Below are 17716 nucleotides of genomic sequence, written 5' to 3'. Positions count from 1 at the left end.
GTTCCTATTGACGACGGGCGCTCAAACCAAAGGGAAACCCTTGCAATGAACGCTCCCGTTCAGACGAACCAGAAGGCCGAGCTGCTCCAGAACATCGTCGAGCACGTCGACATCACCTCGTTCGACGCGCGCCCGATCATCGACAGCATGCGCAAGATGTCGTTCTCGTCGCGCGACACCGCCCGCGCCGCCGACATCTTCAACATGGCGATCGAGGACACCGCCTGCTCGCCGTGGCTGATCCTGGCCGGTTCGACCTCGGCCGGCGGTTGCATGCATGTGTACCGCGACATGGTGAAGTTCGGCATGATCGACGCCGTGGTCGCCACCGGCGCCTCGATCGTCGACATGGATTTCTTCGAGGCCCTGGGGTTCAAACACTACCAGGCCGCCGGCCAGGTGGACGACAACGTCCTGCGCGACAACTACATCGACCGGATCTACGACACCTACATCGACGAGGAAGAGCTCCAGGCCTGCGACCACACCATCCTGGAGATCTGCAACCGTCTGGAGCCGCGCGGCTATTCCTCGCGCGAGTTCATCTGGGAAATGGGCAAGTGGCTGTCGGAAGGCAACGCGAAGAAGCCCGGCTCTCTGATCCAGACCGCCTATGAAGAGGGCGTGCCGATTTTCTGCCCGGCCTTCGTCGACAGCTCGGCCGGCTTCGGCCTGGTCAAGCACCAGAAGGAGCGCATCGCCGCCGGCGAACCCTATCTGATGATCGACGCGGTCGCCGATTTCCGCGAACTGACCGACATCAAGATCGCCGCCGGCGTCACCGGCCTGTTCATGGTCGGCGGCGGCGTGCCCAAGAATTTCGCCCAGGACACCGTAGTCTGCGCCGAGATCCTCGGCGTCGAGGCCGACATGCACAAATACGCGGTCCAGATCACGGTCGCCGACGTGCGCGACGGCGCCTGCTCGTCGTCGACGCTCAAGGAAGCCGCCTCGTGGGGCAAGGTCTCGACCACCTACGAACAGATGGTCTTCGCCGAAGCCACCACGGTCGTGCCGCTGATCGGTTCGGACGCCTATCACCGCGGGACCTGGAAGAACCGCGAGAAGCGCCGCTGGGCCAAGCTGTTCGGCAAGTAAGCCGACCAAACTCCAGACATGCTGAAGGGGCCGCGAGCGATCGCGGCCCCTTCTTCATTTCAGTGGCGGACTACTCGCCGCTGACGTCGCGGACGGCCTTCATCAACACCTCGACCACACGTGCGGTCTCGGCGTCGTTCCAGCCGCCGGAGCGGGTCATCACGGCGTGGCGCAGGGTGTGCATCGACTCGCGCACCACCTCGGGCATCTGCTCGCCGGACACCATGCGGGCCGCCAGGGCCATGCGCTGCATGACGCCATCGACCGCGGCGCGGTTCTCGTCCAGCCAGGCCCGGCCCGCGTCGGTCAGGGAGAACAGCCGCTTGCCGCCGCCGTCCTCGACCCCCGCCAGCAGACCTTCGTCCGCCAGAAGCGACAGGGTCGGATAGACCACGCCGGGCGAGGGCGCGTAGCCGCCGCCGAACAGGGTCTCGATAGCCTTGATCAGGTCGTAGCCGTGGCGCGGCTCCTCCTGCTCGATCAGGGCCAGCAGCACCAGCCTCAGATCGCCCGGGCCGAACATGCGCCGTCCCCGGCCCGGTCCGCGCCCCATACGGCCGCCCGGCCCGCCGCGACCGAAGCCGCCTCGGCCGTGACGACCTTCGCCGTCGCCGTGCGAAGGCCCGCAGTGGCTGTGGTGGCGACGCTCGCCGCGTTCGCCGCGTTCTTCGAAAAATCCGAACATCTTCATTCCTTGTCTCGTTTTCATCAGCGAAAGATATATCTCAACTCGCGCAACGCAAGCCTCTTAAGATATATTTTTGGGACTGCGACAGCTTGGCCGTGGAACCGGCGGAGGCCGCGACGGCTTTGACTCGCAAAGGAGCCTCCCCATGAACCAGCAGCATCCGCCGCAAACCGAGGACGCCCGCGAGGCCGACGACATGGGTGAAAAGCCCGATCTGGGCCGCACGCCCGACGCCCTGACCGAGGCGCTATCGGGCACGGACATGGGCTCGGACACCCGCGCCGGGTCCCTCGAAGGCGGCGCAGCGACCGGATCCGACCGCGATCCTGATCAGGATACGATCAACGAGGTGCTCGCCAGCGAAGGCATGGCCTCCGCCGCGCCGAAGACGCCTGCGGGCGTGGAGCCGAACCCCGTCAAGAACACCGGCGAGGATCAAGCCGGCCCGGCCGGCGGCGCGGCCAGGGGCAAGGGCGACGACGTCGACGCGGCCACAGGCTGACGGATAGTCGCGTTCGGTCTTCGAAGAGGCTCGAACCCGCCTTGCCGCCGCCTCAGGCTTGCGCCACGGTGAAGCCAACGATCAAAGTCTTCTTAAAGGACGAACACGGGATGAAGCGTACGCTTACGGCCGCCGCAGTGATGGCGACCATGGCCATGGTCGGGTGCAGCCAGCCTGCGGAGAAGACGGCGCCTGACGCCGCCGCCGCCGCGGAGGTCGCGACCGACGCCGCCGACGTCGCTCCGGCCGCCGCCGCCGCGCCCGCCGCCCGGGCCGCGCCCGCGGCCCCCGGCGCCCCCGTGTTCGCCGTCATCTATCCCGGCGGCACGCCCGACGGCCCCGCCACCACGGCCCAGAGCGCCGAAGGCCCCGGCGGCATCCTGTCGTTCAAGACCGACGCGACGCCGGACCAGGTCATCGCCTTCTATCGCCAGCGCGCCGAAGCGGCGGGCCTGAAGTCGATCAACACCATGAACCGCGACGACGCCCGCGCCTATGCGGCCGGCGACGGCGCCGACGGCACGGGCAAGCTGCTGAACGTCATCGCCACCCCGGTCGACGGCGGCCCGACCGACGTCATGCTGTCGTGGTCCAACGGCCGGTGAGGTCCGCGGCCGCCCTGGCGGCCTGCCTGATCCTCGGCGCATGCGCCACATCCGACGGCTCCGGCCCGCCGGCGGCCGTGCTCGCTGAGGGATACCTCGACGGCGCGGCCCTCGACCAGCTCGCCGCCGCCTCGGTCCCCTCGCCCTTCGTTCCCGGCAATGAGCCGTCCGACCACGCCAATTTCGGCCCGGGGACGGATCGCTGGTGGCTGGCCATTGCCCATGCCGAACTGCGCCCGCCCGAAGCCGCGCAGCATTTCGACTGCATCCTGGGCACACGGTTGGCCGAAAAGCCGCGCCCGGCCCTGACGCGGCTTATGACGCGGCTGCTCATCGATACCGACCGGCTCACCCGGCAGCTGGCGGAAGCCCATCCCCGCGCCCGCCCCGTGGCCGTTGATCGCAACCTTCAGCCCTGCCAGCGGATCACTGACGCCATGCGCGACAGTCCGTCGTGGCCGGCGGGCGGCGCTGTCGCGGGCGCTGCCTATGGCGAGATGTTCGCGCAGCTGGCCCCGGACCAGGCTGAGGCCCTTCGCGCCCGCGGTGCGGAGATCGGCTTCAGCCGGGCGGTGTGCCGGATGAACTGGATGGCGGACTCTTTCGATGGCGCGGAGATCGGCAAGGCCGTCTACGCCCAGGCGGCGCAGACGCCGGCCTTCGCGGCGGATCTGGAGGCCGCGCGCGCCGAACTGACGGCGGCCCGCGCCGAAGGCCTGACCAACCCCGCCTGCGCCGCCGAGCGCCGGGCGCTCAGGCGGACGGGCTATTAGGCCGGTCGCGGACTGACCAGCGAGCCGTACAGGTCCGTCCGACGATCGCGGAAGAAGCCCCACGCCGCGCGGTGGCGGTCGACGTAGTCGAGGTCGAAGGTGTGCACCAGCACGCCCTCCTCCCGCTCCAGGCTCTCGACCAGATCGCCGCGATGATTGGCGATGAAGGAGTGGCCGTAGAAGGTCTGGCCCGCCTCGGTCACCTGCTCATGGCCGATCCGGTTGGCGCCGACGACCGGCACGACGTTCGAGACGGCGTGACCCTGCATGGCGCGACGCCACGGCTCGGCGGTGTCCAGTTCCTTGTCGTGCGGCTCCGAGCCGATAGCCGTGGGATAGAACAGCACCTCGGCGCCCTGCAGCATCATCGCGCGCGCCGTCTCGGGGTACCACTGGTCCCAGCAGATGCCGACGCCGATCCGGCCGTGGCGGGTGTTCCAGACCTTGAAGCCGGTGTCGCCGGGCCGGAAATAGTATTTCTCCTGATAGCCGGGGCCGTCAGGGATGTGGCTCTTGCGATAGACGCCCATGGCCGAGCCGTCGGCGTCCAGCATGACCATCGAATTGAAATAGTGCGGCCCCTCGCGCTCGAAGATCGAGACGGGGATGGCGACGCCCAATTCCTTTGCAATCGGCTGGAGCTGGACCACGGCCGGATGCTCGCGCCACGGATAGGCCGTGCCGAACCACTTCTCCTCCTGCGAGACGCAGAAATACGGCCCCTGGAACAGTTCGCTGGGCAGGATGACCTGCGCGCCCTTCGACGCCGCCTCGCGGATCAGGGCGATCGTCTTGTCGATATTCGCCTGCATGTCCTCGCCGTACGAGGTCTGAAGCGCGGCGACGGTGATGGTGCGGGTCATTGGGCCTCCTCGACGCGAACGCCGTCGCGATAGGTTGCTATGCGCCGGATGGGACCGACGATCATCTCATTGAAAGCGCCCAGCTCCTCGGCGGGCACCCACAGTTCCTCATGCACGCGCCCGCCGGCGATCTGGACGGGCCAGCGGTTCGTCACGTCCTCCGACAGATCGAAGGCCAGCACATAGCCGACGCCAGAAGGCTCGTGCTTCGAGTTCCAGTCGCGGGCGATTTGCTCGGCGTAGTCGGCGTTCATCACCGGATAGAAGATCGGCTGCTCCGGCAGGCGCGGAGGGAAAGCCCGCCAGTCGCTATCCGCGATCAGCGCGAGTTCCGTGTCTCCGACGGGCCGGAACAGGGTGACCGTGCTCACGCCGGCTCCTGCTGGGAGATGCAGTGGAAGGAACCGCCGCCCGACAGGATGGCGATGGACGGCAGCGGGATGATCTCCCGGTCCGGATACACCGTCTTCAGGCCCTGACAGGCCAGGTCGGCGGCGCGGTCGTCGCCGTAGGTCGGGACGATGACGGCGCCGTTGGCGATGAGGAAATTCATATGGCTGGCCGGGACCGGCTTCTCATCCTCGTCGCCGACGAAGCCCGGCGACGGCAGGCGCAACACCTGGATCGGCTGCCCCTCGGCGTCAGTCATCTCCGACAGGGCCTTGGCCACGGCGTCATAGACGTCGTCGTTCGGGTCGCCCCGGCCCCAGGCGATCGGACAGGCCACGACGCCCGGCGCGACGAAACGGGCCAGGTTGTCGACGTGACCGTCGGTGTGGTCGTTCAGCAGGCCGTCGCCCAGCCACAGCACCTTGCGGGCGGCCAGGGAGTCCGTCAGCGCAGCCTCGGCCTTCGCCTCGGTCCAGCCGGCGTTGCGGTTGGGGTTCAGCAGACACTGGCGCGTCGTCAGGATCGTGCCTTTGCCGTCATGGTCCAGGGCGCCGCCTTCGAGGATGAAGTCGTTGCGGGTCAACGGGACGCCCGAGGCCTCGCCGATCTGGGTCGCGACGGTGTCGTCGTACTCCAGCTCGTACTTGCCGCCCCAGCCGTTGAAGCGGAAGGCGGCCGCGCTGGCCGAGCCCGCGCCGAAGATCGGGCCGGTGTCGCGCAGCCAGATGTCGCCGAAGCGACCATCCACGACCTCGACCCCGTCCACGCCGGCGAAGCGCGCCCGCGCGTCGTCCAGCGCCTCAGGCTTGCCGACCAGCAGTTTCACCTGCTCGCGCCCCGGACCCGCCAGGGCGCGGACCAACGCCTCGACCTCGGCCTGGGCCGGTTCGAGGTTGTCCTCCCACAGCTCGCTATGGCTGGGCCAGCCGACCCACATCGCGCGGTGCGGCGACCATTCGGCGGGGACGGGCGTGGTCATCGTTCGGATCGATCCTTCGGACTGCGCGGAAGCAGCCGCGCCAGATAGACACCCGCGGCCCCGACTTCAACGCCCTGGGGCTTTCCGGGTCCCGCCGGGACGGACGGCAAAAAGAAAGGGCGGCCCGTTTCCGGACCGCCCCTTCCCGTATCGATTTGCGAAAAACCTTAGAAGGTCATCCGCAGGGTGGCCATCGCGGTCCGCGGAGCACCGAGGTTGGCGGTGCGGTTGCCCGAGACTTCCGTCGAGATGTTGCCGAGGTAGACCTCGTCGAACAGGTTCAGGACGTTGACCTGCAGCCACATGCCTTCGTTGATCTGCTCGAGGTCCCAACGGGCGTCGAGGTCGAACACGGCATATTCCGGGGTCTTTTCGTCGTTGACCAGGTTGGTCCAACGCTCGCCGACGAACTTGCCTTGCAGGCCGAAGGTGAAGTCGCCGATCGTGTACTCGGCGCGGGCGCCGTACTGCCATTCCGGAACCTCGAACAGTTCCTTGCCGGCGATCGACGGGTTCTGGCCCGGGATGTTGTTCTTGATTTCGCTGCCCAGGTACGAGACCGAGCCCGAGATCATCAGGTCATCCATGACGTAGAAGCCGATCTGGCCGTCCGCGCCCCAACGGTCCACAGCGCCGACGTTGACGTTGGTGGCGATGGTTTCACCGGTCGGGTCGCCGTTGACGTCGAGGACGTCGGTCAGGCCGCGAGCGATGTAGTTGTCGAACTTCGAGACGTAGCCCGAGACCGAGGCGAGCACGCGGCCCGACTGGTAGCGGTAGCCCAGGTCGTAGTTCTTGCTGGTTTCCGGTTCCGGGCTGGCCGGGATCCGGTCGTACAGGTCGTCGGTACGCGGAGCCGAGAGGTTCTCCGAGTACGAACCGAACAGCTGCATGTTCTCGGCGAAGCGCCAGGTGGCGCCCACGTTCGGCAGGACGGCGTCGTAGTCACGCTCAAAGCTGACCGGAGCGCCGGCCGTCGGCGCCGAGAACGGCGTCTGGGCCGAGCAGTACGCGTTGAAGGTGTCCTGCTGGTAGCAGTAGTTGGTCAGTTCGCGGTGGAAGAACGGTGCGCGAACGCCGATGTCCAGGGTCAGGGCGTCGTCGAGGAAGTTGCCGACGTACTGGAACGAAACCTGGTTCAGCACGGCCTTCGAGCGACGGTCACGCTTCTGGAAGATGTCGCCGTCCAGCGTCAGGATGGGCTCCTGGCCGCCGTTCTTGTGGCCGGCCCACGGATCCAGCGGGTTGCCCGAGCGGCTCAGGAAACCGTACTCGCCGGTCTGGCGGTGGTTGCCCGAGTCGAAGGTGTACGACAGGCGGACGCGGTGATCGTCGTTGATGTCATAGATCAGCGACGAGTTGACCGAGTAGCGGTTCGTGTTGGTGTTCGACGGCGAGTACAGCTTGATCGTGTCGAGGATGTCGCCGTCGCCGTTCAGGTCGACGCCGCGCGAGGCGCGCGTGGCGGCCGAAGTGGCGTCGAACTGCGAGCCCTGCAGACGCTGGTCCCACTCGTCGATGTTGGTGACGCCGCCGCCGTTGGCCATGACGTACTGGTAGGTCGGGTCGACCGTCAGGGTCAGTTGGTCGGTCAGCGAGATGCGGGCCTGACCGCGGACGTTGAAGGTGTCCGACGGGTTGATGAACCAGCCGTAGTAGGTGCCGCAGCCCGGGTTGACCGTGGCCGACGACGTGGCCTGGTTCTGGCGGCCCGGACCGGCCGGATCGAACAGGCACATGGCGCCGTTGCCGGCGTCGATGGTGCCGGCGTTGAAGCGGTCGACGTTCTTGCCGCCGTAGGTGTTGTTACGGTTGCGGTTGTAGTGCGCGGCCAGCGACAGGAAGTCGCCGTTGTCGCCCAGCGGCTGATAGATGCGGCCGTTGTAGGTCTGCTTCGACAGGTCGCCCGGGTTGCCGAACTGGTCGTAGGTCGTGGCCGAGGTCGAGAACCACGCGGTGGTGCCCCACGGGCCGATCTCGCCGGTGTCGACCAGGGCGAAGATGCGCTTGTAGTTGTCGTCGCCGAACGACGGCTGGATGATGCCGCCGAACTCACGGGCCGGGCGACGGGTGATCAGGTTGATCGTGCCGCCGGTGGCCGACGCGGTCGGGCTGTCGACGTCGGTCGTGCCCTGGTTGACCGAGGCGCGCTCCAGCAGTTCCGGATCCAGCTGCTGGTTCGAATAGATCTGGTAGTTGCCGGTGTCGTTCAGCTGAATGCCGTCGAGGTTCAGCGAGATGCGCTGGGCGTCGAAGCCGCGGATCGTGATGTCGCCGCCCGAGTTGCCGTAGGCGTCCTGATTGGTGAAGTTCACGCCCGGCATCAGGTTCAGCGACTGCAGCACGGTCTGGCCGGCGGCCTGCGTCGAGATGAAGTCCTGGGTGATGGTCGAGCGCGACTTGCCGACCTGCTCGGCGACTATGGCGCCGCCGATGTTGCGCGGGCCGCGCGTGCCGGTGACCACGACTTCGCCCAGTTCGGTTGCTTCAACCGTTTGCGAGCCAGTCGATTGGGCCGAGGCGGCGCCGGCGAGAAGCAGGCCGCTGAAAAGGGCGGTCGTCGCCCAGAACGCGCGTTTGCGGTTCGTCATTGTCATCTATCCCCGATGAGTTGGGCAGGAACGCCCGCCGGCCGGCAGCGGCCGGTCGAAAATCACGCCCCCTCTAGGCGCAGCGTCGGAAAGTGGGACGACATTCGTGTGACAGTGATATGACACCCGGCCAGGGTGGCGGCGGAGACACACCCGAATTAGCTAAGCTTCTGTGGACAGGTCAGGTTCCGGCGTCGCCCCACACGGCGTCAAGGCGGGCGGCGCGTCCGCAAAACCGGCTGTACCCGGCGTATCTTACGGGATTCCGGCGGGCGAAATCCTGATGATACGCCTCCGCCGGCCAGAACCGTGCGACGGCGAGGATAGGTGTGGCGAATTGGCCCCCTCGCAGTTGCAGCATAGCCGCACGCCGTGACGCTTCCGCCGCCGGCCGCTGGGCGGCTGTCACAAAAACAGCGGTTCCGTAGGAGGCGCCGCGGTCGCAGAATTGGCCGCCGGAATCGGTGGGATCGATGGTGCGCCAGAAGCGATCGACCAGGCTCCGGTACGACACCCGCGCGGGATCGAAAGTGACCTGGACCGATTCCAGATGGCCGGTCCCGCCTCGCACCACCTGATCGTAGGTCGGGGCCCGCGTCGTGCCGCCGGAGAAACCGGAGACGGCCGAGACGACACCGGGGATGCGCTCGAAATTCGCCTCGACCGACCAGAAGCAGCCGCCGGCGAAGACCGCCGTCTCGCGTCGGCCGCTGTCCGGCCCGGCGGCCGCGGGCGGCGCGCTCTCGGCGCAGGCGGAGAACGCCAGAATGGCGATGAGGGTGACGGTACGGCGCAACATGGCGGACCTCGCAGGCGCAACGCCTGCATCTGATACGGCCCACGCGCCCGATTGGTTTCCGCAAAGCAAAACCGCCGGCCCCTTTCGGGACCGGCGGCTCTGTAGTTCAGCCGTATCGGCGCTTCCGCTTAGCGGAAGTTGATGCCGATGTGGGCGCGACGGTTGAGCGGCTCACGAACGCCGTCGGCGGTCGTCTTGGCCAGCTCGGTTTCACCACGGCCGTCCAGCGAGATAACGCCGCCGTTGACGCCCTGGGCCACCATCGCATCACCCACAGTGCGGGCGCGGCGGTTGGAGAGGCCGAGGTTGTACTCAGCCGAACCCGAGGTGTCGGTGTGGCCGACGATCAGGATGCGCGTCGGGCGACCCGACTTGGCGTAGTTGACCGCCTGGGTGACCACGGCCGAGGCTTCGGCGGTGAGGTCGTAACGATCCCAGTCGAAGTACACCACGAACTCGCGCGCTGCCGGAGGCGGCGGCGGCGGAGGAGGCGGCGGCGGCGGCGGCGGGGGCGGGGGCGGCGGCGGGGGCGGCGGGGGCGGCGGCACATAGGCCACTTCCTCGGCGCCGAACGAGTAGCGCAGACCCAGCGAGAGGGTGTGGCTGTCGTCGTAGCGGCCGGCCATCGGGCCCACGGCGGGCTCGAGAGCGATGATCGACGTGGTGGTGTTGAAGTCCATGTCGGACATCAGATAGCGATAGGTCAGGTCCAGCAGGGCCCGGTCGCTGATCGCCCACGAAGCGCCGGCGAGGAACTGCGCTGCCATTTCGGTCGAGCTGTCGCTGGAGGAGACGCCGACGGTGCGGAAGCTTTGCAGCGAGCCCGTGAAGTCGGTGCTGACGTTGTTGATGCCCGCGCCGATGCCGACGAAGGGACGGAAGCCCCACGACGAGTCGCCGAAGTCATAAATGACGTTGGCCATCAGGGTGGTGGCCGAGATGTCGCCCACCGGAGCGCCGCAGGGAGCGGTGCTCGGCGAGGTGACGCACAGGCCGCCCGGCTGGGTGCCGGCCGGGTTGGTCACCGAAGCGATGTCGCCACCGTCGCGATAGCCGCCTTCCAGCTCGATGCGCCAGTTGTCGTTGAAGCGATAGCCGAGACGGGCGAAGCCGGCCCAGGAATCGTCAACCTCGAAGTCCCACTTGGGACCCGTCGTCTGCGAGACGACGCCGATTTCACCGATCGTGTGGTAGCCGGCGTCGACGGCGCCGTACCAGCCGTTCGGCTCTGCCGCAGCGACGCCAGCCGACAGGGCGAGCGCCCCGACGGCGGTAGACGCCAGAATGAAGCTCTTAACGCGCATTGGTGGATGCCCTCCGAAGCCCAGGAATGATTTTTCGACGGCGCACGTGCCGCCGCTAAGCTGTCATAACAGTCCCGCTACCAGAGGTCGAGCCGGACCGCGACCATAACGTCACGATCGTGTCCATCGGGCTACAGGTTGCGGAAGTTCAGGGCTTTTCCGACGCCTGGAAGGGGAAAAGCGCCTCGCAGACGGCGAACTCCGCAGGGGTGTCGACGTCCCAGCTACGCTCGAACGGCATGACGTACGCCAGGGCGCCTTCCGACTGGAAAGTGCGGTCGCGCAGCAGAATTTCCGGACGACCGACATACACGGCCCCGTTGATCACGACGGTCCGGTCCAGGTCCACGCCGCCCGGCTGATACCGGCCGTCGGGCTCGATCCGTCCGTAGAAATTGGCCGGCTTGGGCAGGGGCGAAACGCCGAACACGGCGGGTGCGTCCGCCTCGTCGCACAGGCGGATGGCGTTATCGATATCGGCCGCCGTGCGCAGGGGAGAGGTGGGCTGCAGCAGCACGACATAGTCCCAGTCGCCGCCGATCTGCTCCATGGCGTGTTCGATGGCGTCGATCACCGAGGCGGTCGCGCCCGAAAGGTGATCGGGACGAACGAACGGCGGCGGCCAGCCCATCTCCGTCGCCGTCGCGGCCACGGCCGGATCGTCCGTCGAGACGACCAGATGATCGATGAACGCCGAGCCGCGCGCGGCCTCCAGCGTCCAGGCCACCATCGGACGGCCGGCCAGCGACCGCGCGTTCTTGGCGATCAGACGCTGGGACCCGCCCCGGGCCGGTACGATGGCGAGAACCTTGCGGTCGCCGATCATGGTCGCCGCTTCCGCGCGGCCGCGACTGACGTCAGGCCCACAGGTCGTCGGCCCGAAGATGGTGGAACAGGTCGCTGTCCGGGGTCGGCCGGTGCAGGTGCGAACCGCCGATCGCCAGCCCCCCGTCGTCGAACGCGCCCAGAATGTCCGCGAACCCGCCCGCCTGCGGGGCGAGATCCGGAAGCGTCAGGTGGTCGACCGTCGGCAGAACCTGCGGTCCGGCGTCGAACCCGGCGGCGAGGACGAAGACGTCCGCCGCGATGGCTTTCTCCGACAGGATCGGCATCGCGCCGCCCAGCGCCTGGGTCGAGCCGTCGCCGAAGCGCAGGGTTTCGACCTCGGTCACCAGGATCGAGCCGTCGCGTCCGGCCGTGCCGTCGACGATCCGCCAGCCGCCGGCCTCCGCCATGATGGTGTAGTCCGCCGCCACGCCCGCCAGCAGCACCAGATCGTTTCCGGCCCCGCCGCGAATCGTGTCCGAACCGCCGCCGCCGCGCAGGGTGTCGTTGCCCACGCCGCCGACGATGAGGTTGTTCAGGGCGTTGCCCGTGCCGGCGAAATTCCCCGTGCCGCCGAAGATCAGGTTCTCGATATTGGCGGCGAGGGTGAGGCTGGCCACGCGCGCCTCGATGGTGTCGACGCCCGCGCCCGCCGTCTCGACCACCGTGTCTGCAGCCTGAACGATGTAATAGTCCGAGCCGTCGCCGCCGATCAGGGTGTTGGCCTGGCCGGTTCCGCCCTGAAGGATGTCGTCGCCCGCCGCGCCGATCAGGGTGTCGCGGCCGACGCCGCCGCGGATGATGTTGTCCAGGGCGTTGCCGCTACCCGTAAAGGCTCCGGTCCCGAGGTAGGTCAGGTTCTCGACGTTGGCCGACAGGTTCAGCTGGGTCGCCCAGGTCTGGACCGTGTCGATGCCCTCATTGGCCAGTTCGACGATCGAGTCGGTGCGCTCGTCGACGATGTAGGTGTCGTCGCCCTGCCCTCCCTGCAGCTGGTTGGCCGCGCCCGGGCCGCCGCGCAGCACGTCGTTGCCGGCGAAGCCCAGCAGGATGTCCCGGCCGAGCCCGCCCGAAATCTCGTTGTTTCCGCCGTTGCCGAACAGGGTGTCGTCGAAGGCCGAGCCCGTCAGGTTCTCGATCCCCGACAGGGTGTCGGTTCCGCCGTCGCCGTCATTGGAGACGATGCCGTTGTCCAGCCGGGCGAACACGCCCGCCGCCGCGAGATTGTAGTCGGCGGTGTCGACGCCCGCCCCGCCGATCAGGGTGTCATTGCCGCCCCGCCCGCGCAGGGTGTCGGCGCCGGTCCCGCCGGTCAGCACATTGGCCAGGGCGTTGCCGCCGGCGAGGAAGGCCTGCGAGCCGGTGTTGGTCAGGTTCTCGACATTGGCGCCGAGATTATAGGCCGCCAGCACCGCGGTGCGGACGGTGTCGATCCCCTCGCCCGCGTTCTCGATCACGCTGTCCGGGGCGGAGATGATGTAGGTGTCGTTGCCGATTCCGCCGATCAGGTTGTTGGCCTCGCCCGCTCCGCCGATCAGGGTGTCGTCACCCCCGGCCCCGACCAGGGTGTCGCGCATCGCGCCGCCGGTGATGACGTTGGCGATGGCGTTGCCGGCGCCGGTGAAGGTCCCGGTTCCGAAATAGGTCAGGTTCTCGACGTTGGCCGACAGGTTGATCTGGGCCGCGTTGGTCAGGACCGTATCGGTCCCCTCGCCCGCCAGTTCGACGATCGAGTCCGTGCGCTCGGTGACCACATAGTTGTCGTCGCCGAGGCCGCCCTGCATCTGGTTGGCCAGGCCCGAGCCGCCGATCAGCACGTCATTGCCGCCGAAGCCCAGCAGGGTGTCGCGTCCCAGGCCGCCGGTCAGAACGTTGCCGCCGGCGTTGCCGATCAACAGATCGTTGAAGTCCGAGCCGGTGATGTTCTCGACGCTGGTGAAGCTGTCGGTCCCGCCGTCGCCGTCGTTGGTCGCCGCATTGGTGTCCAGACGGGCCGTCACCGCGCCGACGGCGAAGGTGTAGTCGGCCGTGTCGAAGCCGGCGCCGCCGTTCAGCGTATCCACGCCCGCGCCGCCCGACAGGATGTCGTCGCCGCCCGCGCCGTTCAGGATGTCGGCGCCGCCCAGCCCGTACAGATTGTCGATGCCGGCCGTGCCGTTCAGCGTACCGCCCGTGTTCAGGCCGATCTGGGCCTGTCCGCCGAGCGCGCCGATCGCCAGCTCGATCGAGCCGAAACGCAGGCGCTCGACCCGGATCAGGCTGTCGTTGCCGTCGGTGCTCGACACCGTCGTGAACTCACCGGCCGGAGCGACGGTGTAGACGACCGCGCCCGCGGCGAAGACCGCCGTATCGGTTCCCGCCCCGCCGTCGATGGCGTCGGATCCCGCACCGCCGGTGATAGTGTCGTCGCCGTCGCCCGCATCGATGCTGTCGGCGCCGGCCTGGCCGTTGATGACGTCGGCGCCCCCGGCGCCTTCGATCTGGTCGGCGAAGTCCGTGCCGATGATGCTCTCGGGGTGGGGACCGCCTGCGAAATACTGGCCGCCGCCGGCGCCGACGATCAGCACGCGGTCGTCGAAGCGCAGCCGCTCGACCGTGGTCAGGGTGTCGGTTCCGTCCGGCCCGGTCACCGTCGTCGTGCCGGCGACGGTGGAGATCGCATAGGCGGACGCCAGACCGGCGAACACCGCGGTGTCCGTGCCCGCTCCGCCGTCGATGGTGTCGTTCCCGGCCAGGCCGTTGATCGTGTCGTCGCCGCCGGCGCCGTTGATCGTATCGACCGCGGCGGTGCCGGCGAGGCTGTCGGCGGCGGGGGTGCCGTTGATCGTATTGATGATCGGCGCGCCGGTGATGTCGTGCAGACCGTCCGAGAACTGAAGCCGCTCGACATTGGTCAGGGCGTCGGTCCCATCTGGACCGGTCACGGTCGTGACCCCGGCCGCGGTGCTGATGGTGTAGGCGGAACGGGCGCCGGAATAGACCGCCGTATCCGAGCCGGCCGCGCCGTCGATGGCGTCGTTGCCTGCCGCGCCGACGATGGTGTCGTCTCCGCCGCCGGCGTCGATCTGGTCGTTGAAGGCCGTGCCGCTGATGGTCTCGGCGGCGGCTCCGCCCGCGAAATATTGCCCGCCGCCGGCGCCGACGATCAGGGTGCCGTCCGAGAAGCGCAGGCGCTCGACATTGGTCAGGCTGTCCTCGCCCGCGGGGCCGGTCACGGTCGTCGTTCCGGCCGCAGTGACCACGGTCGAGCTGGCCATGGTTCCGGCGAACACTGCCGTATCCAGCCCGTCGCCGCCGTTGATGGTGTCGTTGCCGTTGCCGCCCGTGATCACGTCATCCCCGGCCAGGCCGTTGATCGTGTCGTCCGAGGCGGTGCCGTTGAGCGTATCGCCCGCGGCCGTGCCGTTGATGGCGTCACCGATCGCCGCACCGGCGATCGTGAACAGGCCGTCGGAGAACTGCAGGCGTTCGACGTTCGTCAGACTGTCGGTCCCGTCCGCGCCGGTCACCGTCGTAACGCCGCTGGCGGTGCTGATCGTGTAGGAGGCGCGCGTTCCGCTGAACACGGCCGTGTCCGTGCCGGCGCCGCCGTCGATGTCGTCGTTGCCGCCGCCGCCGTTCAGGCTGTCGTCCTCGGTTCCGCCGTTCAGCAGGTCACGGGCGACGCCGCCGGTCAGGACGTCAGCCCCGGCCTCGCCGTTCATGGTCGAGCCGATATAGGTCAGGGGCACCACCGGCGCGCTCGGCACCGAGACGTTGAGCGTATAGGTGCTGGCGGCCCCCGGCGTGGTGGTCTGCAACGTGGCTTCCGCCTCGGAGCCCGACAGCCAGCGCGACACCTGGATGTAGTAGGTGCCCGACGCCGCAAAGGTGTGGCTGATGCTGGAGTCGGTCCGCGAGCCGTCGCTGTCCGCGGCGGCGTCATCGTTCCGGGCCAGTTCGAGGCCCGTGCCGTCGAAGATGCGCAGGACGCTGTCGAAGCTGGCGTTGTCGATGTCGACGAAGACCGTGTCTCCCGCCACGACGGTGATGGCGTAATACTCAAGCCCGCCGTGCGCGGTCGCCTGAACCGTCGCGTGCGGAATCGTGCCGGCGTTGGCCACGCCGTCGTGCGCCCCGAGGTCGAAGCCGCCTGCCAGCGAGAAGGCCGTGGCGATCGACGCGTTCGCCGTGCCCTGCGGCTTGAGGAAGTCAGGCGCGCCACCCGCCTCGCCCGGAGCGCCGGAGAACAGCTGGTCGGCTCCGCCGCCGCCGTTCAGCGTGTCGATGCCGCCGTTGCCGCGCAGGATGTTGCCCAGGCCGTCGCCGGTCAGCACATCGCTGTGAACGCTGCCGTTCAGGTTCTCGACCTCGGTCAGCGTATCGACGCCCGCCCCGCCGGAGGCCGTCCCCGTGGCCAGGTTGACCACCACGCCGTCGACCGCGTCCGAATAATCGGCGGTGTCCAGGCCGCTTCCGCCGTTGATCGTATCGGCGCCGACGCCGCCGGACAGGAAGTCGTCGCCGTCGCCGCCCGACAGGGTGTCGGCGCCCGATCCCCCGCTCAGGGTGTCATTCCCCGCCAGGCCGTTGACGGTGTCGATGCCGCCCAGACCACCGAGGGTGTCGGCCAGAGCCGTACCGGTGATGGTTTCGTTGGTCATGTCCCCGCCGACCAGCAGACCGCCGGTCGGCGCCGCGGCGACGGTCTGGTCGGTGAACTGCAGGAACTCGACGTTGGTGACGGTGACCGTGCCGCCCGGTCCCGTGACCGTGCCGACCTGGCCGGCCCAGGTGATCGTGTAGGACGCGCGGGCGCCGCTGAAGACGACGGTGTCCGACCCCAGGCCGCCGTCGATGCTGTCGTTGCCGCCGTTGCCGGTGATCCGGTTGGCGCCGGAGTTGCCGCGGATCGTGTCCGCGCCGGTCCCGCCGATCACGTTTTCGATGACCGCGCCGATGGCGATCGACACGTTGCCGACCATGCCGCCGACGCTGGAGAAGGCGCCTTGGCGAAGGTCGATGGTCGAGATGGCGGAATAGCCGGAGAAGTCCAGGGTGTCCGTGCCGCCGGCGTCCCAGACGCAGAACACCAGCGGGCTGGTGGACGAGGTGGCCGAGAACCACGACTGGCCGGCGTTCGAGTTGAAGCCGTAGGTGGTATTGCCGGTGCGCGTCGTCATGTTCGCGCCGTACAGGCGCTGGGCGGCGGCGATGTCGTCCATCAGCGGGGCGGAGGCGTAGTATTGCGTGCCGACGCCGTTGATCTGGAAGTCAGCGCCCGTCTCCTGCTCGCTGAAGTAGCTCATCACCGTGTACTGGCGAGAGTCCTCGAAATAGGTCGCGTGGGCGCCGTAGGTGATGCTCTGGCCCGCGCCGGCGTTGTAGTCGGCGGGGTGGCTGAGGCCGATCGCGTGGCCGATCTCGTGCAGCAGCGTCTGGCGGCCGTATCCCAGGGCGGTGAGGTTGGTGTTCGAGCCCTGGCTGCTGTTGATCCAGACATCGCCCGGCTGGGCGTTGACGTCCGTCTGCCCCGGCATGCTGCCCGGCAGGTAGGCGAAGGCTGCGGCGCCGCTCTGGCCGGTGGCGTAGTTGCCGAACAGGATGGTCGCGTTGTCGGAATACTGGCTGCCCGGATCCGTCACCCGGTTGAAGGTGATCTGCGCCACATCGGACCAGGCGGCGAGCGCCTGCAGCGTCGCCGCGATCTGGGCCGTGGTGAACTGTGTGAAGCCGGTCGTATCGGACGGCATGACCGCGGCGGAAACGCGGAAGGCGAACGAGACCGTGGCGGCCTGCCCGAGGGCTCCGGACCAGCTCATGTCGTTGCGGGAGATGCGGGCGCCGGCGTCGCCGGGCAGCAGGGAATCCTTGCCGTTCGTCCCGGATACGCCCCGGTCGTCGCTGTTCAGGATGACGCCCAGACCGCCGCCGTCCACCGACGAGGCGACGCTGTGGAACCGGGCGCAGCACCCGCACACCTGATAGCTGGCGACGCCGCCGAACGACGACCCGCCCGTACCCGAAGCATCGTCAAAGGTTTCGGCGAAACGCCCTGAAGTGCTGGTCGCGCGCGTGCCAGAGTAGCTGTCGAACATAGTACCGCCCACCACCGACGAGGTATTTCAGCCGGTCAACGTAACGCCGCGCGGCGAAACAACAAGCGTAGGCGGGCGCGCGTTTTCTTGACTGTCGGCGACCGCCGTTCAGTCATCCCGCGATGGTTGTCGAGCCCTAACCACCGCCCGTTCGGCCCGTCGCCTTTCCCGTGCCTTCGCACACCGGACAGGTCTCGCCGGAGGCGGTCGTTCCGGTCCCCT

General features: G+C 68.3%; 13 protein-coding genes. 4 read left to right on the top strand and 9 right to left on the bottom strand.

Annotation, left to right across the window (positions count from 1 at the left end; genetic code table 11):
- The first annotated feature begins 45 nt into the window (after positions 1 to 45).
- Complete coding sequence (locus tag GGR12_RS03430; RefSeq protein WP_183202905.1) at positions 46 to 1098, top strand: 1,9-bis(guanidino)-5-aza-nonane synthase; 1053 nt, start codon at positions 46 to 48, stop codon at positions 1096 to 1098.
- 70 nt (positions 1099 to 1168) lie between these two features.
- Here the strand turns inward: GGR12_RS03430 and GGR12_RS03425 are convergent, their stop codons facing one another.
- Complete coding sequence (locus GGR12_RS03425) at positions 1169 to 1783, bottom strand: PadR family transcriptional regulator (protein ID WP_183202903.1); 615 nt, start codon at positions 1781 to 1783, stop codon at positions 1169 to 1171.
- Between the two features lie 148 nt (positions 1784 to 1931).
- Between GGR12_RS03425 and GGR12_RS03420 the strand changes: the two genes are divergently transcribed.
- The 3 genes from GGR12_RS03420 (at position 1932) to GGR12_RS03410 (ending at position 3666) form a co-directional block, all read left to right on the top strand.
- Positions 1932 to 2288 carry a ribonuclease gene (locus tag GGR12_RS03420; protein ID WP_221212190.1) on the top strand — a complete coding sequence of 119 codons (357 nt, stop codon included), beginning with the start codon at positions 1932 to 1934 and terminating at the stop codon, positions 2286 to 2288.
- 110 nt (positions 2289 to 2398) lie between these two features.
- The gene (locus GGR12_RS03415; protein WP_183202901.1) at positions 2399 to 2893 is read left to right on the top strand and encodes a hypothetical protein; all 495 of its coding nucleotides are present in this window, start codon (positions 2399 to 2401) and stop codon (positions 2891 to 2893) included.
- The gene (locus GGR12_RS03410; RefSeq protein ID WP_343053076.1) at positions 2890 to 3666 is read left to right on the top strand and encodes a phosphatase PAP2 family protein; all 777 of its coding nucleotides are present in this window, start codon (positions 2890 to 2892) and stop codon (positions 3664 to 3666) included. The genes GGR12_RS03415 and GGR12_RS03410 overlap by 4 nt, the downstream gene beginning before the upstream one ends.
- Here the strand turns inward: GGR12_RS03410 and aguB are convergent.
- From aguB to GGR12_RS16695, 8 genes are all read right to left on the bottom strand, one after another.
- Positions 3663 to 4529: an N-carbamoylputrescine amidase gene (aguB, locus tag GGR12_RS03405; RefSeq protein WP_183202897.1), complete on the bottom strand. Its 867-nt coding sequence runs from the start codon at positions 4527 to 4529 to the stop codon at positions 3663 to 3665. The two genes, GGR12_RS03410 and aguB, sit on opposite strands and share 4 nt — an antisense overlap.
- Complete coding sequence (locus tag GGR12_RS03400; protein WP_183202895.1) at positions 4526 to 4900, bottom strand: hypothetical protein; 375 nt, start codon at positions 4898 to 4900, stop codon at positions 4526 to 4528. Before GGR12_RS03400 ends, aguB begins: the two co-directional genes overlap by 4 nt.
- Positions 4897 to 5898, bottom strand: coding sequence for an agmatine deiminase family protein (locus tag GGR12_RS03395; RefSeq protein ID WP_183202893.1), 1002 nt, complete (start codon positions 5896 to 5898; stop codon positions 4897 to 4899). The genes GGR12_RS03400 and GGR12_RS03395 overlap by 4 nt, the downstream gene beginning before the upstream one ends.
- A 167-nt stretch (positions 5899 to 6065) precedes the next feature.
- On the bottom strand, positions 6066 to 8489 hold the full coding sequence (locus GGR12_RS03390; protein WP_183202891.1) for a TonB-dependent receptor domain-containing protein: 2424 nt from the start codon (positions 8487 to 8489) through the stop codon (positions 6066 to 6068).
- Between the two features lie 181 nt (positions 8490 to 8670).
- Entirely contained in the window at positions 8671 to 9285 is a 615-nt protein-coding gene (gene msrA / locus GGR12_RS03385; protein ID WP_425486213.1) for a peptide-methionine (S)-S-oxide reductase MsrA, read from the bottom strand.
- A 131-nt stretch (positions 9286 to 9416) separates the two neighbouring features.
- A complete protein-coding gene (locus tag GGR12_RS03380; protein WP_183202886.1) occupies positions 9417 to 10592 on the bottom strand; it encodes an OmpA family protein in 1176 nt (391 codons plus the stop codon).
- A gap of 148 nt (positions 10593 to 10740) precedes the next feature.
- On the bottom strand, positions 10741 to 11418 hold the full coding sequence (locus GGR12_RS03375) for an acylneuraminate cytidylyltransferase family protein (RefSeq protein WP_183202884.1): 678 nt from the start codon (positions 11416 to 11418) through the stop codon (positions 10741 to 10743).
- A gap of 31 nt (positions 11419 to 11449) precedes the next feature.
- A complete protein-coding gene (locus tag GGR12_RS16695; RefSeq protein ID WP_281378518.1) occupies positions 11450 to 17494 on the bottom strand; it encodes a M10 family metallopeptidase C-terminal domain-containing protein in 6045 nt (2014 codons plus the stop codon).
- Positions 17495 to 17716: the final 222 nt, after the last annotated feature.

The organism is Brevundimonas lenta (genome assembly GCF_014196335.1).
GTDB classification, from domain to species: Bacteria; Pseudomonadota; Alphaproteobacteria; order Caulobacterales; family Caulobacteraceae; genus Brevundimonas; species Brevundimonas lenta.
The sequence above is the reverse complement of the archived record's forward strand: the minus strand, read 5'-3'. Positions and strand labels throughout refer to the sequence as shown.